The following is a 17668-nucleotide window of genomic DNA, read 5'->3' as shown; positions in this document are numbered from 1 at the left end:
GGAATCCGTGGTTGCCAACGTTAATCCATTTTCTTTTCCATCCAATTCGGACGCCAGTCAAGCAGCCAGTCAGACCATAGACCAGAAACTGGCGGAATTTCAGTTTGACAGCGTCGATGCAGCTCTGGCAGATTTGGCTGCAGGTAAAGCGATTGTTGTCGTCGATGATGAGAATCGCGAAAACGAGGGGGATGTGGTTTGTGCAGCTCAGTTTGCCACCCCCGATATGATCAATTTTATGGCTGTTGAAGCTCGGGGTTTGATTTGCCTTGCCATGACGGGCGATCGCCTGGATGAGCTCGATCTGCCATTGATGGTCAGTGGCAATGGGTTTGAAGATGAAAATGAGCAAACGGCTTTTACCATCAGCATTGACGCTAGTTTGAGCTGGGGCGTAACCACAGGTATTTCGGCAGAAGATCGGGCGCGTACCATTCAAGTTGCCATCAATCCAGAGGCCAAGCCTCAAGATTTACGCCGACCGGGACATATTTTTCCCCTGCGAGCTAAAGAAGGCGGCGTCCTCAAGCGGGCAGGCCACACAGAAGCTGGGGTGGATTTATCCAAACTGGCAAGACTTTACCCTGCAAGCGTTATCTGTGAGATTCAGAACGCTGACGGGTCCATGGCACGACTGCCAGAACTAATTGATTATGCTAAAAACCATAGCCTGAAACTGATTAGCATTGCCGATTTAATTAGCTATCGTCTGCGTCACGAACGGTTGGTTAAGCGAGAAGCGGTGGCTGATTTACCCACCCAGTTTGGGAAGTTTCAAATCTATGCCTATCGTAATTTGCTGGATAATTCCGAGCATGTGGCCATTGTTAAGGGCAACCCAGACACCTTTGGGACTCAACCTGTCATGGTGCGGGTCCATTCAGAATGCTTGACGGGGGATGCTCTGGGTTCGTTGCGGTGTGACTGTCAGCTACAGCTACAGACAGCGTTGAAAATGATTGAGAATGCAGAGACCGGTATTGTGGTCTATCTGCGTCAAGAAGGGCGGGGTATTGGTTTAGTCAATAAGCTCAAGGCCTATTCTTTGCAGGATATGGGCTTTGACACCGTTGAGGCCAATGAAAAATTGGGACTACCTGCGGATCAGCGGAATTACGGCATTGGTGCTCAAATCTTGAACGATCTTGGGGTCCATCAGTTTAAGTTGATTACTAACAATCCCCGTAAGATTGCCGGTCTTAAGGGCTATGGCCTAGAGATGGTGGACCGGCTGCCATTGCTGATCGAGGCCAACACGTACAACTTAGACTATCTTTCTACGAAGGCTCAAAAATTAGGCCATTTGCTTCTACGGTCGTATTTAGGGACCCTGGCTCTCCACTGGGCACAACCGTTGCCCTCAGCTGAGCGCCATGAAAAAGTAAATTCTCTGCGGCAGCTAGCCCATAATTCAGGTCTGCTGTTGCAGGAAGAGGCTCGTTCCATTGCGGTTTCACTGTTTAGTCCCCAAGCCCTGATTATTAACCTGGGACTGGCGGAACCGGTGGTTAGCAACTGGTATCAACAGCCTGATCATCAATATCGTGGTGCGATCGCAACCTTACTGGAACAGCTCATTCAGTGGTCCGATCTAGAAGAGCTAGACCTGCTTATTGCCAATGGCAGTGACCCATTCACCACACTGCAGGTAGGGTTAGATCGACAGATATTTAGTTGGCAGTCCCCCGATGTCATTGGTGAACAGCTCAGCACGCAAAGGATCTACAGCTTTTCTCGCCACAGCGTTAATGATTAAAGATGCAGAGGCGTTCCATGGAACGCCTCTGCATCTTTGTGGATCGTCTCAACCGTTTTATTGATGTGGCTGCGTCGCTAGAGCGTGCGTCGCTAAGGCGTACGTCGCCTAAGGCATGCGTCGCCCCAATTGGGGCACCCGTGGTACCGGGGAAGACACCGTAGAAAGCTGCTGGCGACGTTTGGCAGCAGCCACTTCTGGCACCAGGGCAGATACCGCTTCAGCAAATTGTGGATCCCTTGCGGTACCCATCAAATCAGGGTTTCTGGTTAAGGTACTACGTTCATCGGAGGACAGGTCTACTTGAATATCAGGGGTAATGCCTCGACTACTGATATCGGTACCATTGGGTGTAAAGTAATGGGCCACAGTGACAGCCACTCCAGACCCATCAGAAAGACCGTGCAAAGATTGAACCAGGGCTTTACCAAATGTGGGACTGCCTACCACAATGGCACGATCATTATCCCCCAGTGCTCCGGTGACAATTTCACTGGAGCTGGCCGATTCTCCATTGACTAAAACCGCCAAAGGTAACTCAGTCAGATGAGTTCGGTTTGCCGAAATTGCTTCACTGTCGCCGCTGCGATCCACGGTGCGCACAATGGGGCCACGCCGCAACCACATACGAGAAATATCAATACTCGCCTGTAGCAGGCCACCGGGATTATCCCGCAGGTCTAACACAAACGCCTCGGCTCCCTGCTCACTCAGCTCAGCAATAGCCGCTTGCATCTGTTCTGCAGCATGGGCATTGAACTCATCCAGACGAATGTAGCCCACATTGATATTGTTCTGATTTTCTAGCTTGGCATTAACCGTTTGGATTTCTACTCGAGCCCGAGAAAGCACCAATGTCTGAGATTCGCTATTGCGTTCGATGGTCAGCGTAACCTGGGTGTCTGCATCTCCTCGCAGCAGTTGGGACGTCCGCTCTGCACTCAGCAGGTCGGTGGCCCGTCCATCTATCACTAAAATGTGATCTCCAACCTTCAGCCCTGCTTGCTCAGCTGGGGAACCTGCCACAACATCAGTAACCACGATGGCCCCAGCCTCGTTATCACGATTCAAGCGGATACCAATGCCAGAGACCTCACCAGAAGTTTGCTCAGTGAGCTCAGCATATTGATTAGGGCTTAGGAAACGCGTGTAGGGATCATCCAGGCGGCGTAGGGCCCGACGTAACTCTGTGTAAGCGGCTTGGCGTGACGTGTAGTTTTGTCCTAGCAGCTCCTGACGAACCTCAACCCAATCGGTGCGATTAAAGGAATCGTCAACGTACTCGCGATATACAATCTGCCACGCTTCGTCAAGAATCGTCTTAGGTCCATCCGTAAATGCCGCCTCAGCTGGAAATGAGGTAAAAAATGCGGGTGCTAGAATAACTGTTGCGATCGCGCCAGTCGACCGAAGTAACTCTAATGTGGTTTTCATTGAAACAGTTGCGGCAGGGGGTAATGAGATGTTTGCAAGCAATGTAAGAATCTAAACGGAGGAGTAGATTAGCCCAGGATCAAAATGAACGCTAACAAAAATAAATTTTCAAATTATGCAGCTACAAATTTGCAATATTAACGTAAAGTAACCAACCGTTTAGAATCAGCCCCTTACGTACTGAGTTTTTCAGCATAAATACTGGACTTAAATCTAGCGCACGAAACAGGTCAATTACGTAAAACTGCAGTATCTTTATTCAAACCTTACTTTTGTTATGGGCAGAAACAGTGATATCTGAAAGGTTTTGCTAAAGATTTTAACTAGACCAATCAAATTATCTAAATACTACGTCCTCAAAGACTCATAGTCCATCTACAGAGTATGCTTTGGACCGGGGAATTACAGGAGTATATTTACTGAAGCCTGCAGCGAGAGCTATCTACTATGTCAAAGGCCAAGACGTTAAAACGACGTTTAAGGCACGTCGGACTGGGATTATTAGTGGCAGTTACGATTGCTACATTGATTGCCTTCAGTAGTCTATGGCCAGCCAGCCAGCGCCCCACAGATGCTTACCTGGTTTTAGGCGGTAGCATTCGCCGAGAAATGTACATGGCTCAGCTAGCTAGTACCTTTTCAACCGAGATACCCATTTTGGTATCTGCCGGTTCTGCTGACCCCTGCATTCGTTTGCTATTTGAGCAAGCAACGGCGTCTCTAAATCAGGTTTGGCTAGAGAACTGTGCTGAGTCTACCTTTGGTAATTTTGTTTATTCTGTCCCTATTCTAGAGCGCTGGGGAGCTCGTCATGTCACTCTAGTTACCTCTGGCAGCCACACATTTCGAGCTGTCACCCTGGCCCGTATTTTGTTTGGAGCCCAGGGAATTTGGGTCGAGCCCCTGATTGTGGATGAAATTGGCATCCCTGGCAATCAAGAAACGACGCTGAAAAGTACCCTTGATATCAGCCGCAGTTTGCTGTGGGGATTCGTCGCTCAAGTCCATAGGCCTACCTGCCATCGGTTAACCCCTCTGACCGCAGTGAACTTAGAGCAGTGGCGGCAAAAGGGGTTTAAGTGTGAGCATCAGGCGGGGATTGAGGGAAGTTGAAGGAATTTTGAGTTTTTTTATTGGTTATTGGTTATTAGTGAGTTGCTTTTTAAGGGGTACGCACTAGTAAACGCCTAAGACCTAATATCCAATACCTAAGACCTAATAACTCTCCACCACACCTGAATATAAGTAATAGTCCTTAATCTTCACCCCAAACCGCTGTACTGGAATTGTCGCTACTTGTTCCCAGTTAGACGCTAGCGTCAGCGGTCCTGCACCAAAGGGATGCCAGTCGTCGGCTACAACCAGGGCCGATTGGCCAATCAAAGCTCGTTTGCTAGCCCAAACATCAAACTGATCGATGCGATCAGATATGGCTAAAACACGATCGTCATTAAGCGCATAGGCCAGGGCAGAGGCAGAGCGGTAGTCGGTCGTCAACAATAAATTGTGCTGGGGGGCATAGTCTTCGACAACCGCTGCTACCTGGTGCCATCCAAACGACATACGCCCATCGGGATCGCCGTCTGGGCCAAATAGAGCAGTTACTGGTAACAGACAATAGTTAATCACCAGTAGCCAGGCGACAACTACTCCTAAAATTTGCATGCCATTGAGCCAGTCTCGATGACGCAGGATTTCAAGATTCGTATCAAGGAAAAAGGTGGGGACTAGCGGTATCAATAGCAGGTAGGCCAAAATATTCCAGTAGTAGAGCGCAGTGGAAAACAGCCCCACTAAGGAAAGCGTTCCTGTTGATGTGAGGAATAATCCTAAGGCTATGATGCGATAGGTAGGAGAATTTAAGGGACGTTTGCGCATCACAGACCGTACCATGGCCCAAACTAAAGGGGGTGATAAAATCAGCGCCGCTGTTAGCCAAAAAAACAAAACGGCATCGGCCCGCAACGTGGGACCACCGCCACTGTCAACGCTGCGGGTGAGGTAATACTGAAACGACAGCCAGTCGTTTTGAAAATTCCAAATTAAAATCGGTAGGCTGAAAAGAGATGCGATCGCAACTGCCCCGTACAGTCGCCCATCCCGCAAAAGCCAGCGGAGTTTGGGCTGACTGACAATCGTACCCAGAACCGTTATGCCCACAAATACAGCCGTATATTTACACAAACCGGCCAACCCTAAGGCAGCAGCTCCTCCATAGAGATATCTGCTGTTGCCCTGCCCCGTTAACCACACCCCATCTAAAAATCGTACAAACCAGTAGGCCGATAGTAGAGAGAATGCAATTAGCCACTGATCGTGCCAGGCCAATGTTAAAAATAAAAAATAAAGCGGACTACTCCAACAGCACAGGATGGTAACAACCCATGGGGTATAGAAGCGTCTGCCATAGATATAACGAGTAATTTGATAATAAGCCCAGAAAAATAACCCATTACTTAGCACTGTGGGTAGCCGCAACACAAATTGGGAATGTCCTAAATAAGAAAAAAGCCCCTGCACCCAGGCATGGAACGGTGGATGGTCGTAGTAGGACCAATCTAAACGCTGACCCCACAGCCAGTAGTAAGCCTCATCGGGATTGGGAAACGCCGTCAGCCAATAAACAATATGGGCTAGTAACATTAGCCACAGCCAGGGGGCTTTCAAAAGCCAGGGGGCTTTCAAAAGCCAGGGTGCCTTCAAAATAGGATGGGACTGCAGTGAGCCTTTTAATTTAAAACTCAAAATACCCTCCGGGAAGCCACTGAAGCGCTTACTCAAATGTGCGCACCAGAATATTCTAGGGCACCTGTCCTCCCTTACTCTTCTTTGCTATGGTCTCACACTCGATTTTACGGGTCGTTCCTAGGGTTCCACCCCATCATCCGCCGCTTCAATATCAATGCCCCAATCCCGCAGGGCTTCGTCTCCGTCGTCAATCAGCTCCTCAGACTCGAACTGGGGTGAAATTACCAGCTCTGAACGTTCTTCTGGATCGCTCCACAGGGTTGGGGTATAGATAATTACAGGTAATTCTGCACCCTTTAATCCACGGATGATGCGCTCTGGGGTTTTGGGAAAGGTAACAAACAGCGGATAGGGCTGCTCTGAGCCCTCATTCATCAGATGTTCATGCCGTGCTGGCATGAGCCATTCATAGTTTTCCGACAGCAATATCTGGGTTTGTCGCCACCGAGATAACAGTTCCGAAAAATCTTCATCTGGACGGTGAATAAAAAGAAGCACATCCACACCAGTTTTGATTTTCCATTCAGGGTCACACATGAGGATGGCCAAATCGCAGGGTAACGTGACCACCTCTCGGCGTTTATTCAAGGGGCCGACGGGACTCTCAATAGCGCGTCGAATACTAATATTAGGTAAGGGAATCGTGACAATGCTTTCCTGGGGGCGGCGCATGCTGGGCAACATTTCTAGATAGGGGCGATACTGCTTGAGCATGGCTAATGCCCCTCGGTAGTTGCTGCACCTTGCAAGCAGATTTTCATAGTCGCCCTGCTGAATAGCCATGGTTGATTGAACGCTGATCAAACAAATTCATTCTAGCTTTCCCAACTGGCTACCCACCATTGTCGGGAATTATTGTAGGGGTGTCCCATGGGACACCCCTACAATAATTCCGTAGATCTCTCTGCTAACGCTGAGCGCTCACCCCGGGTTAGCAAAATATGACCCGCTAAAGGCTCATGCTTGAACCGCTCTACCACATAAGCTAAACCATTACTAGCGGCATCCACATAGGGATTGTCGATTTGTGCTGTGTCACCCGTCAAAACAATTTTGGTGCCCTCTCCTGCACGGGTCAAAATAGTCTTAACTTCGTGGGGAGTCAGATTTTGAGCCTCATCAACAATCAAAAACTGTTTCGGTAACGTTCGTCCGCGAATGTAGGTCAATGCTTCGATTTGCAATAGGCCCATTTCCATGAGTTCTTCATGTCCCCTGCGCCAATGGGCGGGTTGACCAACCGGATCTTGAGTGCCAAAAATTAGATCAAAGTTATCGTACAACGGCTGCATCCAAGGCGTCAGTTTCTCGTTAATATCCCCAGGCAAATAACCAATATCTCGTCCCATGGGTACCACTGGGCGAGATATTAACAACCGACTGTAGGATCTCTCCTCCGATACTTTTTGAACACCTGCCGCAATGGCCAACAGAGTTTTACCCGTACCGGCTTTACCTACTAAAGTAACCAGAGGGATAGTGTCATTTAGTAACAAGTTTAATGCAAACTTTTGTTCTCGGTTACGGGGATGTACTTGAGAGATTCCGGCATAGGGCACTTTTGGCAAGGGAACAATACGTCCTGATTCCCCTTCCACCATGGCCAGTGCAGTGTGGGCTGGATTGTTAACATCCACAAGGGTGAGAGACTGGTTAGGATAGAACTTGCCATCTAATTCCAACGTTCCACCACGAAACAGTTGGCTCAGTTGTTCTGCATCAACCAGTAGCTCCCCTGTCCCAGAATACAGATCGTCAATATCAATTTTGTCGGTTTCATAATCTTCGGCAGCCAGACCTAAGGTATCGGCTTTAATGCGAAGGTTGGCATCTTTACTGACCAAAACCACAGGGCATTGACAGGTTTGTTTGTGCTCTAGGGCAACGGCTAAGATCTCATTGTCGGCCTTATCGCCTTCAAGTTCTAGGGGCAATGAAGAGAGAGTTTCTTGATGACACAAAGAGACCTTGAGAGTACCGTCCCCTTCCAAAAAGATCCCTTCAGTAAGGCTACCCTGCCCGCGCAGTTTGTCTAAGGTACGAGACACTTGACGAGCATTACGGCCAGTTTCATCCAGGGACTTTTTAAACCGATCGAGTTCTTCAACGATGGCAATGGGTAAGATGACGTCGTTTTCCTCGAAACGATAGATGGCTTTAGGATCGTGCAACAGCACATTAGTATCGAGGACAAACGTCTTTTTCATAAATAAGAATCACCCTTGAAGTTCCTTAAAATCCAGATTGGACAGGAACTTCGTTACAACTAAATGACATCAGAAATATATGTACTATTATCTATTAAACTGCATCGGTTTGAGTAGCAAACTACCGTAAAAATGACTTTAATATTTCCCTCACATTTAGCCCTTGACTTAGACTAGTGTCCCCAATAAGGGAATGCTCTAACGGCTATAGCGACGATCAGCAACACCTGAATTTAGCCGTTATCAGGCGTTATCCTTCTGAGTTCCTGATGGACACTGGTTCCTACCTGCAGGGCTTCGTTGAGAAGTTGAGCATAGTCTCCAGCCATCTCTGAGGCCTGGAGGGACTGTAGGCTGGAGAGATTAGTCTCAATGCTGGCAAATAGTTCATGGCGACGCGCTATAAATCGCTGGTGTTTGCGCATAATCTTATCGCTCGTAAGTCCGCACACTAGACTCTCGCGGGTAAGGTGTAATGCTTCTTTGACAGCATCGGGATTATCTAATGCCAAACGTCTAGATGTGCGATCGGCCTGACGTAATTCTTCTAAAATTTCAACGGCCTTAATCATTTCGTTAAAGCGATCCACCTCATCCAGTAGGTGGCTGAGCACCTTAAGTTGCCGGCCTTTGTAAATGCCATAACTGCCATGGGCAAGGGTAGTGGCGATCGCACCCACCACACCAATACCCATAAACACAACCACCGCCTGCTGGGCCACATTGCGGCCCAGCACTAAACACACCGGCAACCAGAGCACCAGCGCCACAGCCAGCACCAGCCCTTGATTTATCAACCAGGCCCAGCGTAACCGTGGCCGCCGAAAGACTGACAAGCGGGTCCCCCACCCCATGGATAAATCGCTAATATCCAGCCCCGTCAGCTCGTCCAAATCACGATTTGTAATCCGCAAACTATCCAGATTCACGTCGCTCATGTCTGTCTCCGATCCTGTAGAAACGTTCCACAGAACGTCTCTACAGACCTAATAGGGACCCCAGACTTGTCAAAATCTGAGCGTAGAAGTTCCCCTCAATTTCGGGTCGAAATATCTGAAACGGTTCATTAGGGGCACCGAAAAAGGGACGCAGCGTCCATCCTAATTGTGAACCGACCAACGCATACAAACCTAGCCAACCTAACAATAAACGGTTGCGCAGCTGACTACCTGCTGCATCTTCGCCCACCACCTGGCGCATCCCCTGATAAAACAGACGCACGCCAATCACACCGGTTAGGCCCATCACTGCCACATTGAGTAGCAAAAAGAAGTTATACCCTTGAATTGAAATCAAAAAGAATAAGACCACGGGGGCAAAGCTGAACAGCAGCACGCTAATCACAGCCACTGTGGTCATTAGCATGGCACTATATTGGCGAAAATTTAACTTAGAGCCAAAGAGAATATCAAAGAAATAAAGTGTGGGAAGACAAATGGCTAAGGTAATCAGGTACAAAGCGGGTAGTTTAACCGCCGATGCCATCATCTGTAGCCAGCTGCTGGATGAACCAATGATGGCTCCATACACCCCAAAGAATATACAGCTGACGACCAGCAACGAAAAGATTTTACGCTCCAGTTTGACATCACGCCGAATATCCTCAAGAAACTGATTGCGATCGCGCAATAACTGAATCAAGACAGCAAAATGCTTCATATGATGCTCACCGGAATAACGTCAGAAATACTCCCAGCCAAAGCTACAAAGCACTCACTAAAAATTTCGAACGGGTCCGGTGTTTAAAAATAAAGCGTCAGCATTGTTAGCAACGCTGACGCTTTGTCAAACAAATTTATTAACGGGCTTTAGCAGGGAGAATGCCATCCGTTGAACAATCTCAATGGCCTACTCTCCAATCACGGTGATTGCCCGCACTCCGTACTGGAGCTATCACCTATGACCCTTGAGCCTTGAGCTGTTCAATTTCTTGACGAATGGCCGATAATTGCTCAGTCAACGCCTTAATTTCAGCCTGAATACCGCTGTCTGTCACAGGCTTAGCCACTGTATTGACAGTAGCATTGCTAGCAGAAGACGGGGCAAAGGGATTAGGGAACTGATCGTTAAAGTTACTACTAACGCTATCAACAAACTCACGCGCTTCTTTCTCGGTGACCGCGCCTTTTACTTCTAACTCATCGGTGAGCCGATTAAAATCTGTACCAATATCAGAAAATTTGTTAGCAGACGCCTGAGGATCTTGAATAGCCTCGACTGCAGACGCTGCTGCCCCTAGAGAAACCCGAAAACTTTTTTGAATAAACTCAGTAAAAGTATCAAAATTCATGACTCAAGTCGATCTAAACGCCTAATCACCGCGAGCATACATTATAAACACCATTGAACGGACTTACTCTGGTCAGATACATAGCTCAATACCCCGCTGTTGGCCCTAGAGGCCAAGACATTGCCGAGCCATCCAACCAATCTGCTCTCCAATCTGAACTCGGTACCAACCGCGCCCTGCTTCCCCCAGCAATGTCACCTGCCTGCCATTTCTGTAGGTTCCAATCACACGGTATTGAATGCCCCCTTGACTGCGCAAATTACAGGCATTGTAAGGAGCTGGAGCTTGGATCACCCGTACTTGCTGCGCTTGCCCAGGGCTTCCTAGTATCAAAGAAGCCATTGGTATCAGCATTAATCCGCTCCATCGCAGTCTTTTCAGAGAAATAGACCTTGGAGAGAGTTGAGTCCCTAATTTAGTAGTCATTTGCTAATAAAGCCTTCACGAGGTTTCCATAGCAGCTCTTTATATTTAATTCTAACCAGAAAAATTTATGCTTCAACAATTAAGCGAATGATACATATTTTTCTAAAGTATTAATAAATAAGTCACGCTGTTAAAGGTGTGAGCAGGGCTGTTAAGCCAAGAAGATTACGCTGTTAGAATCAATGTGATTCCAAATACAAACAATTAGGACTACGTATGCGCTCATATCTTGTCGCGGTTGTAGATGGTGCCCAAGCTCGTTTTTTTACCCTTAACGGAACTGAGTTTTCTGATCAGGGACAATCAGGCCCCCATTTAACCGAGCACAGTAGCCTGAATAATGCCGAAAAGCCCATAACCACCAAAGGGCCTAGCAACAATCTAATTGGGCGGAAACACCACGGCAATCGCCACGAAAAAACAACACAGTTTACAGAAACCAATCGCCGCTTTGCCAGTAAGGTTTTACAGCACATTGGCAGCATGGCCCAAAGCTTCTCTGGCTATGACCTCGTATTGGTAGCAGAGCCTCATATTTTAGGAACGTTACGTGAGTCTGTTCAAAACTATGTGCCAGGAACAATGACCATTAACGAGTTATCCAAAGATCTCTGCCGTTTAAATGCCCATGAACTCCACAAATATCTGACCAGCAAACAGATGTTGCCTGGTCCCAAACGCATGGCTAGTCAATAAAAACAGCTCCATGCCAAGTCTTTAAAGTATTCGATCAATTTGAATCATTATTTTCCCTGTGGATGATCCTTTTTAAGATCTACTGTCCATGAGGGTTTGACAGTTACAGGCGACACATTTTATTGCCAGCGACATGGCAATAAATAGTTACACTTGTTATTGTAAAGACAATGTGTGCAAAATCCCTTTACAGGGCTTAACCATGCTTAGAGTATTTAGCATGTCACGAATGTCGCCCGTTGTTTGGTATGGAAGGAATGATAGACGCCTTTAAGGCTGTCCAAAAATACAGTCTGCTACAGCGTCTAATGCTGGTTGTTGCTATTGGGCATCGATCAGCTAGCTATTCACGCAACGCATACCCCTCAATTTTCTGTCAGTAGCCTATATTACTGACAGAAAATTGTTGATTTAAAGCTGTTGTTAATGAGGTTTTTTATGCTGATGGAATCCTGTCCCTGCTGTGGCGTTCAATTACTACGTCATGCTAGTAAATCTGGCTCTTTTTTACGCTGTGGCAGCTGTCGATTTGAAATTCCTGAAGAACTCCCATCCGTCACTGATAAAACATCTGAGTCTGCTGGTAGTCTACTGGACAAACTAGAGGCTGGTTTACTGGATAGTTTGGATGCTGAAACAGCAACAGCATCGTAGCTACCCGTAAACATTGCAGGTTTGATTTTTCTGTAAAACCGTGATTTAAAGTCTGAGACCAAAAGCTGTGATCGATGCTTTAAGTAAGATCACAGCTTTGTTTTAGGCATTTAAAGGATGTTGTATTCTGAAATAAGTGGCGTAGTTGCCTGAACTCCCTGGCTGTAACTGATTTGCTATGTCTCAATCCGAGTATGTTCTAGCTCAGCAAACTCTTGATGTACTCACAAATTTAAGCTATCGCGATCGCAATCTTACCCACTATCTAGATCAATTAGCCCAGGGAGTTCAGAGTATTTTAGGGACAGACTGGGCTGTGGTCACCCTTTGTTGGGATAATTCAGAACGAATTCTGGCCAGTACCCTTGACTTAAACGACGATCCAGAAGCCGTGTATGAGTTGCATGGCACCCTAACGGACAAAGTGGTGAAAACGGGATGTCCGCTGACGGTGGAAAACTTTATTGTCGATCGCAGCCATGGTGAAGGACCGGAGGGATATTCTGCCTATTTGGGCGTCCCACTGCGGACGGTGACGGGTAAGACCATTGGTACAATTTGTAGCTTTAGCCAACAACCACGACCGTTTTCTAACGAGCTCATCAGTATGGCAGAGCTTTTTGCTGAGCGAGCGGCAACGGCCATTGATAATCATCAACTATGGCAACAACAACAGAAATTTAACGAAGCGCTAGAAGCAGAAGTGATCAAACGGACCCAGGAGCTGCGTGCAGCCCAGTCTAAACTGATGACAATCAATGCTGAATTAGAGCAACGGGTGCTCCAGCGTACGGCGGAACTGACAGAGCTGAATGCTCAGCTTAAAGACAGTGAAGAGCACTTACGCCGAATTTTCGATGCTTCAAACGACGCTATTTTTGTCATTGATCCCACTAGCGATCGCGTTTTGGAAGCGAACCCTCAAGCCACGCAACTACTTGGTTACAGCCACCAAGAACTACTGGAGAGTGTTCACATTTCCAGTATTCATCCCCAAGAGATGCCACAATTTTTGGCCTTTGCCGAATCGGTGTTGCAAACAGGTCAAGGCTGGACGGATCAGCTCACTTGTCTGACCAAATCTGGTATCACCGTACCCGCAGAAATTTCTGCCTCGACGATAGAGTATGCCGAGCGGATATGTGTGGTGGCGATTGTCAGGGATATTCGCGATCGCAAACGTGCCGAACAGGCCCTGGCGGCGTTGGCAGAAGTGGGGGAATTGGCCTCTATGATTGTTCATGAGGTGCGTAATCCCCTCACCACGGTCAAGATGGGGTTAGGTGCCCTGCGTAACGCTGATCTCTCCGAGAGAAATGCAATGCGTCTGAACCTGGCCGCTGCAGAAGCTGAGCGTTTAGAGTCCCTGTTAAACGAGATTTTACTCTATGCCAAACCACAAAAATTGCAAACTACCCATGTCAATCTAACTGAGTTAACGACTGAGGTGTTAGACACCCTCAGGGTTCAACCCATTGCAACAGGTCGATCGATGGTGTTAAAAACCACTGACCAACAGGTAATCATCCAGGGGGATGCAGACAAGTTGAAACAGGTGTTGATCAACTTGGTGAGTAATGCTTGTGAAGCAATTGAGCCAGGCAGTGCGGTGACTTGCTATTTGGAGACAGAGCCCGGTCAGGTGTGTTTACGTATTCACAATGGCGGCGAGCTAATTCCGCCAGATGTGTTGCCCAAGTTGACCAAGCCATTTTTTACGACAAAATCTACAGGTACAGGATTGGGTTTAGCGATTGTAAAACGGATTGTGGAGGCCCATGGGGGGTATTTTACGATTGAGTCGACGGCGGCAACAGGGACGGTGATATCGGTGGTGTTTAGGATGGCTGAAACTAATTAACTCTTGATAAGGGTCCTTTAAAGCTACAGGTTACAAGCATAGTTATCGCCCATCGCTACTGATAAAAATGCTCAATCTAGCCGAATCTACTACAAAGCGAAGCTACTCTCTACTCTGATAATGATGATGTTTGGGCCCAGTGTAGACAGACACTGATCAGACGGTTGTGCGATCGCACCCTTTAACCATCATCAAACTAACTCAGAACTGCACTGTCTTTAATAACCTCGTTCTAACCAATAGGAATCCATTAGTTGGACGATTTAGACGCATTTATATAAATAAGCTAAGCCAGGAACTATATGTAGCAAACTGTAGCAAACTTGTGAGCTACGAAACATTGAAACAAATACTACCAACTAAGTCTTCCCTGGATTGTTTTATCCTCTTTTAGAGAAATCTTCTGGCTCGATTTGCCAAAGCCGCTCTAGCTGTCTTAATTGATGCAACCGTTGAGACTCAGTATTTTGGACCCAACGATATAATTCAGTTGGAGTCTCAATGGTGTCAAAGAAATAATTACTCGACGGCTCAGATAAATTCCTAGAAGCAGAGTTTGACTCAGAAAAAATAACCTGGAGCATTTCAGACTCAATGTGCTTTAGATCACCCGAGGAAAACATCATAGGATAAGCAGTAGCTATCGTAAACTTTGGACAAAACTTAGAACTCATGATGGTTTAATCTATCTGCACAGTGCAACAAATTCACTGTTGCAGTCATCCTTGACATAAACAATCCGGAAAAGTTCATGTTTATTCAGTTTTCATCAACAGTTTATTCAGATTAATTTTTATCAATGACAGCGTAAAAAGCTTGTGGATTGACTTTGAGCTTTATTTGCAAAGGATAAATATTAACAAAACGTGACTCTTAACACGCCGTTTAGCATTTCACTACTTAGAACACCAACCAGTGTCGCAGACAGCACAAATTAGGTCTGTATCAAAGAGCCTGCTACCAAATTGTCAAACGGAATAGCAGCAAACATTAGATTGCACAATGACTTATTTCTTTAAGCTGTATGATACTTGTCACTATGCGCCACGCTATCAATGGTTAGGGCTCTAACGACAGCTCTAGTTGAATATTGCAACGCTCATAGGGAGACGCTGGACCAACAATCTTTTGAAATCCCAGTTTCTGATAAAGGCTAATGGCTGGTTTTAATGTGGTATTGCTTTCTATATAAAGCGTTTTCGCACCTAATTCATGACCTTTACGGATGGCCGCTTGACCTAATGACCAACCAATACCTCTACCTTGCATATCTGCTGCAACAGCCATTTTAGACAGCTCGTAGCGAGTATCATCTATTTTTACCAGAGAGCAGGTACCGACAATTTTGTTCTCATATCGAGCCATGTAAATGTGCCCCCCTGGTGCCAATATTTTTTGATCAGGATGTTCTAGATACTGGCGATCTGACTCTTCGACGGTAAAGTAATACTCAATCCAGGTGTAGTTTAGCTGCTTAAAGTCGTCGTGAAACTCTGGCCTGTAGTCAATAATCTCAATTTGCTGCTGCTCACGTAGCTTACGGGCATCTCGCACACGCACAAGAAAGTTCTTTTCATCTAGCAAAAATTCAACCTCTTCCAAGGCTTTCCAGAGATTGAATTGGGTTTCTGAAAGTAAAGATTCAACGGCCTGAGCAACATCACTATATTGCTTATCTATCTTGGGGATTAACTGCCTGCCTGTTTCAGATAAGCGAACAATAGTTACCCTGGCGTCTTTTTGGCTTTTATCGGTAATCACTAACTCTTTTTTCTTCATTTCTTTGACAATCTGGCTCACTGATGGGTGAGAATGACCAATGGTTTGAGCGATCTCCGTAATGGAAGCACCTGGCTGATGGGAAAGCACATAAAAAACAGGAAACCATTTGGGATCAAGATCCACATCGTATAGAGCATAGACTTCGGTAGCATCCTCCAGCAGCTTTTCCCCTAAGCGGCGGAGACGACTTCCCAAGGCCATTTTGCCCACCTGCTGATAAAAATTCATAACCTCGAAGGTAATTACGTAATTGATTACATAATAATGTAGAGCCATTTTCTGATATCGACTTACAAATTTCCAGTTAAGGTTTTGTAATCTATTGCTTATGGGAAAATGGCTATTCACCGGGATGTAGCATCAAGGAAAATGCTGATATGCTGGACGATGCACGGTTAGTCTGGGACTTACAACGGGCCACTCAAATTGCTCAGGGATTTTCTAGTTCCCTTGATCAAGAGGACATTGCCCGCGTAGCCACAGAGGGTTTAATAGAGCAGTTTAACTGTGCCTTTGCGCGAATTTGGTTGGTTGAGCCCGATCGTAAACTGTTGCGACTGGTGGCATCCTCGGGGCTGTATACGCGCACAGACGGTTCGTTTAGCCGTATCCCCATGGGGGAATTAAAAATTGGCAAAATTGCGCAAAATCGTGTCGCTCTCTTGAGCAACCACTTAGCCGAGGAATCCTGGATTCGATATCCTGAATGGGCGATCGCTAATGCTATTACTAGCTTTGCTGGCTATCCTTTAGCCAATGCTGACAAGGTGATTGGCGTATTGGCCGTCTTTGGCCATCATCCCATGGGGGCAGAATTTTTAGAAGTTTTGTTGGGGTTTTGTACCACATTAACGGTGGCGTTAGAGATGGCCTCACTACATCAAAAAGAAACTCACCCTTCCTCTGTAACTCTTCCAGTAAATCCCCTTGCCGAGTTTTCACTCTCTGATAGCCTTGCGCAGACACTGGGACCGATAAAGTTGACAGTTTTAGGAACAGAGCGCGCCCTCGATTTGTCCCAAACTCAACTATTCCTAAAGGTTGCTGAAATTCTTAAAACCCTCGATTGTACCTACTGTCGTTTAACCTATGACATCAAGTCGGTAGCCTTAGAGGCAATAGTGACAACCACATCTTTGATGTACCAGGAACAAGAAGCTTGGGAAGCTTTAGTATTTGGGAATTTAACCTCAATTGCTACCTATTTTGGTGGCATCCTTAAGATCAATGCCGAATCTGGCATTAATGCTCTGCACATATCCCTGGCATTTCCAGCGGTAGCAAGTATTCCAGAAGTATCACTGAACATTCAATGTCGCTTACCACTTTTGCAAACCGGCTTTACTCAACTGGCACATTTGGCCGGGATCACAGTACAGATGACTCAGGAACGTCATATTCCTTTGTTAACGGATCAGGTTGATTTAGTCGGTAGTTGCGATCGCATCATTTGGCTTCATCACAATGCCAACATCAGACCGGATGGGGTCAATGCCCAAGTCACACTTTCCACCACAGCCAACCAACTACGAGTTGCTGTAGAAGCAGTCATAAAAGGAGAGGAATGGGGTCTTGGCAACAAGGGTAGTCAACCACAACTGCGGCTTTCCAATCGAGAACAAGAGGTGATTGGATTACTGACCCAGGGATTTCGAGATCGCGACATTGCAGAGCAGCTCCACATTAGCGACAGTACCGTCAAGTTTCATATCAACAATATCTTAGCTAAAGTCAAAGCCAAAACCCGATTGCAGGCACTGTATCAGTTAATAAATACCCATGGACTTAATTTGTGAGAGCCGTCAGTCATCTCT

General features: G+C 46.6%; 16 protein-coding genes. 6 read left to right on the top strand and 10 right to left on the bottom strand.

Translation table 11 applies throughout. The features are described 5' to 3' along the window. Positions 1-7 precede the first annotated feature (7 nt). Complete coding sequence (ribBA, locus tag QGP82_RS08880) at positions 8-1756, top strand: bifunctional 3,4-dihydroxy-2-butanone-4-phosphate synthase/GTP cyclohydrolase II (protein WP_499058478.1); 1749 nt, start codon at positions 8-10, stop codon at positions 1754-1756. 108 nt (positions 1757-1864) lie between these two features. On the opposite strand, the gene QGP82_RS08875 is transcribed toward ribBA, so the two are convergent. Then, positions 1865-3190 (bottom strand): S41 family peptidase, encoded by a 1326-nt coding sequence (locus QGP82_RS08875; protein ID WP_163664161.1) that lies wholly within the window; start codon positions 3188-3190, stop codon positions 1865-1867. Positions 3191-3637: 447 nt separating this feature from the next. Between QGP82_RS08875 and QGP82_RS08870 the strand changes: the two genes are divergently transcribed. Further along, positions 3638-4303, top strand: a complete 666-nt coding sequence (locus tag QGP82_RS08870) for a YdcF family protein (RefSeq protein WP_499058476.1) — start codon at positions 3638-3640, stop codon at positions 4301-4303. Positions 4304-4405: 102 nt separating this feature from the next. Here the strand turns inward: QGP82_RS08870 and QGP82_RS08865 are convergent, their stop codons facing one another. The 7 genes from QGP82_RS08865 to QGP82_RS08835 all read right to left on the bottom strand — a co-directional run bounded on the left by QGP82_RS08865 (position 4406) and on the right by QGP82_RS08835 (position 10777). Continuing rightward, positions 4406-5935: an ArnT family glycosyltransferase gene (locus QGP82_RS08865; RefSeq protein WP_499058472.1), complete on the bottom strand. Its 1530-nt coding sequence runs from the start codon at positions 5933-5935 to the stop codon at positions 4406-4408. Between the two features lie 120 nt (positions 5936-6055). Continuing rightward, the gene (locus QGP82_RS08860) at positions 6056-6721 is read right to left on the bottom strand and encodes a hypothetical protein (RefSeq protein WP_163664164.1); all 666 of its coding nucleotides are present in this window, start codon (positions 6719-6721) and stop codon (positions 6056-6058) included. A gap of 98 nt (positions 6722-6819) precedes the next feature. Further along, positions 6820-8145, bottom strand: coding sequence for a PhoH family protein (locus QGP82_RS08855; protein WP_163664166.1), 1326 nt, complete (start codon positions 8143-8145; stop codon positions 6820-6822). Positions 8146-8378: 233 nt separating this feature from the next. Continuing rightward, positions 8379-9083 (bottom strand): hypothetical protein, encoded by a 705-nt coding sequence (locus QGP82_RS08850; RefSeq protein ID WP_499058468.1) that lies wholly within the window; start codon positions 9081-9083, stop codon positions 8379-8381. A 40-nt stretch (positions 9084-9123) separates the two neighbouring features. Further along, positions 9124-9804, bottom strand: coding sequence for a hypothetical protein (locus tag QGP82_RS08845; protein WP_006514074.1), 681 nt, complete (start codon positions 9802-9804; stop codon positions 9124-9126). A 238-nt stretch (positions 9805-10042) separates the two neighbouring features. Further along, on the bottom strand, positions 10043-10435 hold the full coding sequence (locus tag QGP82_RS08840; protein WP_163664171.1) for a hypothetical protein: 393 nt from the start codon (positions 10433-10435) through the stop codon (positions 10043-10045). A gap of 105 nt (positions 10436-10540) precedes the next feature. Further along, complete coding sequence (locus QGP82_RS08835) at positions 10541-10777, bottom strand: SH3 domain-containing protein (protein WP_163664173.1); 237 nt, start codon at positions 10775-10777, stop codon at positions 10541-10543. 300 nt (positions 10778-11077) lie between these two features. Between QGP82_RS08835 and QGP82_RS08830 the strand changes: the two genes are divergently transcribed. From QGP82_RS08830 to QGP82_RS08820, 3 genes are all read left to right on the top strand, one after another. Next, positions 11078-11557: a host attachment protein gene (locus QGP82_RS08830; RefSeq protein WP_163664175.1), complete on the top strand. Its 480-nt coding sequence runs from the start codon at positions 11078-11080 to the stop codon at positions 11555-11557. 438 nt (positions 11558-11995) lie between these two features. Continuing rightward, the gene (locus tag QGP82_RS08825) at positions 11996-12211 is read left to right on the top strand and encodes a hypothetical protein (RefSeq protein ID WP_006514079.1); all 216 of its coding nucleotides are present in this window, start codon (positions 11996-11998) and stop codon (positions 12209-12211) included. A 178-nt stretch (positions 12212-12389) separates the two neighbouring features. Further along, positions 12390-14072, top strand: coding sequence for an ATP-binding protein (locus tag QGP82_RS08820; RefSeq protein WP_499058465.1), 1683 nt, complete (start codon positions 12390-12392; stop codon positions 14070-14072). A 380-nt stretch (positions 14073-14452) separates the two neighbouring features. On the opposite strand, the gene QGP82_RS08815 is transcribed toward QGP82_RS08820, so the two are convergent. Both QGP82_RS08815 and QGP82_RS08810 read right to left on the bottom strand, forming a co-directional pair. Beyond that, positions 14453-14698 carry a hypothetical protein gene (locus QGP82_RS08815; protein WP_163664179.1) on the bottom strand — a complete coding sequence of 82 codons (246 nt, stop codon included), beginning with the start codon at positions 14696-14698 and terminating at the stop codon, positions 14453-14455. 433 nt (positions 14699-15131) lie between these two features. Further along, positions 15132-16082: a bifunctional helix-turn-helix transcriptional regulator/GNAT family N-acetyltransferase gene (locus tag QGP82_RS08810; RefSeq protein WP_499058464.1), complete on the bottom strand. Its 951-nt coding sequence runs from the start codon at positions 16080-16082 to the stop codon at positions 15132-15134. 149 nt (positions 16083-16231) lie between these two features. On the opposite strand from QGP82_RS08810, the gene QGP82_RS08805 reads away from it, so the two are divergent. Continuing rightward, on the top strand, positions 16232-17650 hold the full coding sequence (locus tag QGP82_RS08805; protein ID WP_499058462.1) for a LuxR C-terminal-related transcriptional regulator: 1419 nt from the start codon (positions 16232-16234) through the stop codon (positions 17648-17650). The last annotated feature ends 18 nt before the right edge of the window (positions 17651-17668 follow it).

It is taken from the genome of Leptothoe sp. LEGE 181152 (genome assembly GCF_032906605.1).
Lineage (GTDB): Bacteria > Cyanobacteriota > Cyanobacteriia > Phormidesmidales > Phormidesmidaceae > Leptothoe > Leptothoe turfae.
This window is presented reverse-complemented; position numbering and strand designations above follow the sequence as displayed.